This window comes from Phocaeicola sp. RTP21198st1_B8_RTP21198_201120 (assembly GCF_040929485.1).
GTDB lineage: Bacteria > Bacteroidota > Bacteroidia > Bacteroidales > Bacteroidaceae > Phocaeicola > Phocaeicola dorei.
Genome location: NZ_JBCOCI010000135.1, coordinates 1 through 6,274 on the forward strand (window position 1 = coordinate 1; position 6,274 = coordinate 6,274).

A 6,274-nucleotide genomic window follows, 5' to 3' on the forward strand; every position below is an offset into this window, starting at 1 on the left:
GCAGAAACAGCTGTTGCACATGCCACCATTCCGGACGGGTGGTGGTTCCTGCTTCCGGGTGTCGTTTCCGTACTTCTTCGTCTTTCTTTCAAAGGAGGGACAGAAAGCGGAAGGTCGGAAAAGCCCTGCTCTCCCTTCACGCCACGGGCGGGACAATTATCAGATATTATTACTGGTTCTCCAATTTCCTTGTTTATGGAGGAGCCGGTTCCGGCAAGACCAAATCCATAGGCAAACCGCTGATGGAACAATACATCAGGTCCGGATTCGCCGGTTTTATCTATGACTTCAAGGATTTTGCCATCCCCGGACTGCATACAACCTAATCAGGAAACACGGATACCCCCATGAGTTCTATTATGTAAATTTCACGAATATGAACCGGATTTACCGCTTCAATCCGCTGGACAGGAAGAATATAAAGGACAGGACGATGCTCATGCAGCTGATGGAGGACGTACTGGGCGCGTTGATGCCGCCCACATCATCAATGGTATACGGGTACGCTTGGCATCCTGAACGGCGTGGCATACAGGCTTTGGGACGAGTTCCCGGAATGTTGCACGCTGCCGCATATCGTTAACTTCGTGATGAAGGCCGATACGGGATAGCTTCAGGAATTTCTGAAGCTGAACGATATCAGTGCCATGATAGCGGGGCGTACCTCAAGGTGGAGGACAGCGAGAAGATGTAGGCCTCCTATGTGTCCACCCTCAGCAACTATGTGGCGAAGCTGACCACCAATGAGAACATATACTATGTGCTGACAGGGAATGACTTCGATTTCAATCTGATTGATCTGGAGCATCCGAAACTTTTTGCAATCAGCAACAACTATGCGACGGAATCGGTGATATCCCCCGTTATTGCCATGATGGTGAGCATCACCTCGCGCTCGTTCTCCATGGAGAACAAGGTCCCCTTTGTATTTATCTTGGACGAGATGACTACCTTCAAGGTGCGTGACTTCGAGAAGCTGCCTTCCGTCCTGCGCGAGTACGGGGCGGCGTTCCTGCTGCTCACCCAGTTCGGAGCCAAGTTGGAAAAACTGTACAGCAAACTGGACAGGTCGTCCATCGAGGCGAATTTCGGAAATATCTTCCTGGGCCGCACACTGGATGTGGAGGCATTGAAATATTACCCTTTTTTTTCGGGAAATACGAGAAGGAGAAGAAGTCTACCAGCTCCGGCAGCAGCGGTGGCGGCCACAATTCCAGCGTGACCATCAGTACACAGAAGGAAGAGATATATGAATCAAAGGACTTCGCTTCACTGGATCCGGGGGAATTTATCGGAATGGGAAACCGTTTCAATATCAAAGGGCATTTCAGGAAGAAGTTCAGGCTGCTCAAACTGGAGGAGGAACCGCTTCTGGTAGTTGCGTTTAGGGCGGAGAAGAAAATATCTGACAATTATACCAGAATACTGAAAGATATCGAGAGGGTGTTTGAAATGGAAGATACAGAAGAGGATGTAAACTCTTTGTTTTCCGACAGATAGAAAGCTGTATATATATTCACAATTTCAATAAGTGCAATAAAAGAGGACGTAAATTAAACTGTATCTGTGTCAGCAAAGAATAAAATATTAACTTTGAAACACAGTTTAATTTACATCTTATCCTTGCACTATTATAATTGAATTTTCTAAAAAATATAGAGCCTCTTACGAAGCCCTATATTTCTATTTTTGACTTATGCCAAAAGGAGAAACATCCCGATTAATTTCATAGACAGATTTATAAATCTCTATAATGGAAAAATATTGAAATTTTATTTTTATCCATATTTACCAGCCGTCTGTTTGTACCAAATTTCTATTCTTTTGGATCTCTGTAATGGATATTGGCCATAATGCATACTTTTCATTGGGGAAATTTCTATCTGCAACAATCTGAGGTTGGGCCATATCTCCGGAAACATTATAAAATTCTTCTACGCTTTGACCACTAACATCCCAACCCTTTACATCCTGATCAAATTCTTGGCGAGCTATCTTCCACCGTCTGACATCCCACATACGATGCCCTTCAAAGGACAATTCGATCATTCGTTCTCTATGTATGATTTCTCGCATTTCGTCCTTTGTAAAACTTGTTTTGGGATATCTGGCTTTTGACCATGACTTTAACAGAGCAGGGATTCCAGCACGTTCTCTAATCTTATCTAAATAAGGAATTATTTTGCTATGGCTAGCTTCTCCTTCATATTCATTTAAAGCTTCCGCATAATTCAGATACAATTCGGCCAACCTAATAAGAGGGAAGGGATATTTTACAAGCAAACCTGTTTGACCGCTTTGCTGGCAATCAGAAGATGGGTGTACTCCTTTCTTGACTAAATATCCTGTCGAGGAAGCGTCTTGCGATTGCTTGCCATAAGGCTTATTAAAACGCATCTCACATAAGATATTCGCCCCACGCAATTCATATATACTATTATCGAATGCGATACTTGCATAAAAACGTGGCTCACGGTTATAGTGCAGTCGTAGGGTTCTATCATAACAATGGACATTGTCCGCAGCTACAAGCTGATATCGTTTCTCATAATCGAATTCGGGATCTTGTTCGATTGGTAACCCATTTCTGGTATAATAGGCTTCTACCATTTTCAGCGTAGGAGAAATCCCATTAAAAGTATAGGGCCTTAGCATTGAGTGTCTTTGCCATGTTTGATTATTCTCTATATTGGTAAATCCCCAAATCAGTTCACAGTTCCAAGGATCGACCATTGTATAACGATAATCATATTCTTTACGCTTCTCTTCCGAAAGAGAGTTATAAGAAATCTTAGGTCTTTGACCAGGTATAATTCCTGTGAGATCTTTAGCCTTAAGAAGGCTATCTGCAAATGTCAATGAACTGTTTGTTGAACATTTGTAAAGCTTAACGCCTTTCGTTTCAGCCATTTGGATAGCTTCGAAAGAAATATCTGCCGCTGCTTTCCATTTTTCCGCATCATAAACTGTGTTGACAAGTATTGTACCATCAGAATCCTTGAAGTTGCTATAGTCCTCATTCCCGTTAAATATCGGACTGGCTCTATATAGTAAGATACGGCTTTTTAAACTTTTGGCTATAAGGGTTGTGATACGACCCCATTCATTACTTGTAACACTTTGTGGCAGACCGTTGTTTATTGCATAATCTATATTCTCTAAAATGAAGTTAAAACAGTTATCTACAGGTTCTCTTCGGGGATAGCGTTGTTCTTCCGGAGCATTCATATCTACACTGTTTCTGGCTACTATAATCGGTCCATATTGCCGTAATAGGCAGAAATGGTAATAACCTATCAGAAAATGCGCTTCTGCAATCCAACGTGCTTTTTTAGCAACATCCAAATCCGGAACCTGATCAATATTTTCTAGAAATACGTATGCTTCACGGATACCCTTATATAATGCTTTAGAACCGTTAGCCCCTTCCCATAAATTAAAATATGGGGACGAAGTATCCAAAGTGCCTAGGTTGATATGGTACGCTTTAAAATTGGTTTTGTCATTTCTCCATGGTATATCAAGTTCATCTGTGGAAAGAAGAGCAGGATTTTCTGCGATCGAGCTCTCTGTTGGAATATACCCGTAAACATTCCCCATTATATAGTTTTGTGCCGTTGCCTCGTTTTTAAATGCATCGCTTAATTGTGGAATCTCAGAAGGAACCACATCCAAGTAGTTGCATGAAGTTAAAATTACACTGCTACTAATTATTAATAATATATCTTTTAGTTTCATGATTAATTAAAATTAAATTGTATTCCTATGTTAAAAACTCTTTGTGTTGGATATTGATAATATCCATTTCCCCCCATTTCCGGATCCCAAAGTTTAAAATTAGAGAATGTTAAAAGATTCGTTCCATTAACATAGAAACGAAGATACTTCATTGAATAACCGAACTCGAGACTTTTCAGTTTTAGGAAGGAACCATCTCTCAACCAATAAGTGGAGTTTTGGTGGTTGTTCTCGTTGCCTATGGCTGATAGGCGTGGGTATTGAGCTTTAGGATTAGGATTGGATTCACTCCAATAATCATCAGCAATCCACTGGGCAACATTCGCATTCCATCGCCCAAATGGGGCCATATTACCAGCGGATAGGATGAAAGAAGTACGAGCCACCCCTTGAAAGAATATTCCGAAGTCAAATTTTTTATAACGTATGGTTCCACCGAATCCATAGGTGATTTCCGGAACTGTTGGACTGCCAATAACATGTTTGTCATTATCATTCACAATATTCTTTCCGTCAACTTGACTGGTTATATCTACATATTTAATATCACCTATCTTAGGACCGCTACCGTATTGCTGCACAGGTCCGTGATCTATTTCTTCCTGCGTACCGTATAACCCTGATGCGGTTAAACCATATATTGAATTGATAGGATGACCAATGTGGCTAAGATTGGAGTATATCTGTTCCGGATACTGATCCTTTATTATCTTGTTATGTGCGTATACAATATTTCCAAGCAAGCTTATTGTAAAATCTTTATTTACAGCCTTATTGTATGTGAATGAAGCATCAATTCCACTATTCTTAACTTCTCCCAAATTGTAATATGGAATAGTGCTTCCAAACCCCATACTACTTGGCAAGGTCGCGGGCTGTTGAAAGATTCCGGTTCGACGTTCTGTAAAATAATCTATTGTCAAATTTAGGCTGCCTAATATCTCCATATCAATACCAACATTTGCCTTATATCCAACCTCCCATTTTGCTTGTTCATTGCCAATACGTGTGAAAGTGATTCCACTATACCATGTATTCATGTTTTCACCGTAGTGATAATTAGGGCCAGTACCTAAAGAAATCTCCGTTAAATAAGGAAAGCGGGCTCCAGCTATTTTATCGTTCCCGACCAAGCCATAACTTCCTCTTATTTTCAATGCTGTAACTACACTTCTTAGAGGCTTGAAAAAATCCTCATTTGAAATACTGTACCCTAAGGCTATTGACGGGAAGAATCCAAATTGCCTATCTTTAATAAAATTTTCTGTACCATTGTAACCAAAATTAAACTCCGCAAAATACCGCTCGTCATAAGCATAGGTAAAACGACCAGCCAATCCTGTGGTACGATAAGGCACAGCGTCAAACAAGGAGCTAGGAAAAGCAGGATTATATTGTCTCTGGTTATAAAGCAGCATCGCTGTTATATTATTCTTCCCGAACAACCGCTGGTAGTCAATAGCAGCTTCCCAATAAATAGTTCTGTCTCCGTTATTGGCCTTAGAGAAGGACAAATAATCACTTCCGGTTGTCCCTATTTTCTCCAAAGTGTAAGTATAATCTGTAGGGTTATACTTACTTATTTGGTAGTAAAAAGGTACAGTGGAACGATCAGTCTTTGCTGTATTCCAATTCTTATATGAAAACAAAGCCCTTGCTGACAAACCTTTTGCAAGCATGGACAAATCTTGTTTTAACTCAAAGGTGGAAATGACCGTGGAAGAAAACGTGGTAGAATACCCCTTTGCCAATTCAGCATAAGGATTGACAAAAGTGGCTCCATTAAAACTCATATTTCCATAGAGTATGTTAGTTTCATTTCCTAAAGGACCGCTACCTGCCGGAAACATGATAGGAAAATTTACCGGATTGGTTTTCTGTATAATATTTCGATAAGTATCAGCTGCGCTGACAACTGGACTGTTTTTGTCATCGATAACAGTGCTCAGTTTGAGACTTACTTTTGTAGTTTTTGTCACATTAGCGTTTATATTAGCTTGAAAGTTATATCTTTTATTGTCTATATTATTATTGAAACTTCCTTGTGATATATTTTTCATGATCCCAGTATCTCTGTAGATGCCAGCAGACACATAATATGATGCAATTTTACTTCCACCGCTAATATTTATATTGGCCCGTTGATTCATTGTTACATTTTTAAATATTTCTTTTTGCCAGTCAACGTTCGGGTATATATATTTATTTAATCCTTTTATTGTTCCCTGAATTCTATCTTCCGAATACATTGGAGAAGTGTTAGGATCATCATTTTTCAAAGCTTCGTTATACATACGCATATAAGTCGGGCCATCAACCATATCAAGATGATACGATGGCATACTCCAAGAATTCTCCAAACGTGCTTTTACAGATATTTTCTCATTTGTAGCTCCTTCCTTGGTAGTGACAATCATCACTCCATTAGCTCCCCGGACTCCATAAAGTGCTGTTGCACTGGCATCTTTTAATATAGAGAAACTCTGAATATCATCTGGCTGGATGTCATTCAAATCTCCTGATGAAATTTCTACTC

2 protein-coding genes and 1 pseudogene are annotated in these 6,274 nt (G+C 40.1%); 1 reads left to right on the top strand and 2 read right to left on the bottom strand.

Features of this window, described 5'->3' with window-relative positions:
- Window positions 1–1,500 (top strand): annotated as a pseudogene (locus AB5935_RS23125) (type IV secretory system conjugative DNA transfer family protein); the annotation flags it as partial.
- Between the two features lie 288 nt (window positions 1,501–1,788).
- Here the strand turns inward: AB5935_RS23125 and AB5935_RS23130 are convergent.
- On the bottom strand, window positions 1,789–3,738 hold the full coding sequence (locus AB5935_RS23130) for a RagB/SusD family nutrient uptake outer membrane protein (RefSeq protein WP_038610033.1): 1,950 nt from the start codon (window positions 3,736–3,738) through the stop codon (window positions 1,789–1,791).
- Window positions 3,739–3,740: 2 nt separating this feature from the next.
- On the bottom strand, window positions 3,741–6,274 hold a 2,534-nt coding region (locus AB5935_RS23135), incomplete at its 5' end, for a SusC/RagA family TonB-linked outer membrane protein (RefSeq protein WP_368327607.1).

Excerpts from the sequence above, each read along its gene's own strand:
- AB5935_RS23130 (WP_038610033.1), bottom strand. The coding sequence starts at position 3,738 with ATGAAACTAAAAGATATATTATTAATAATTAGTAGCAGTGTAATTTTA.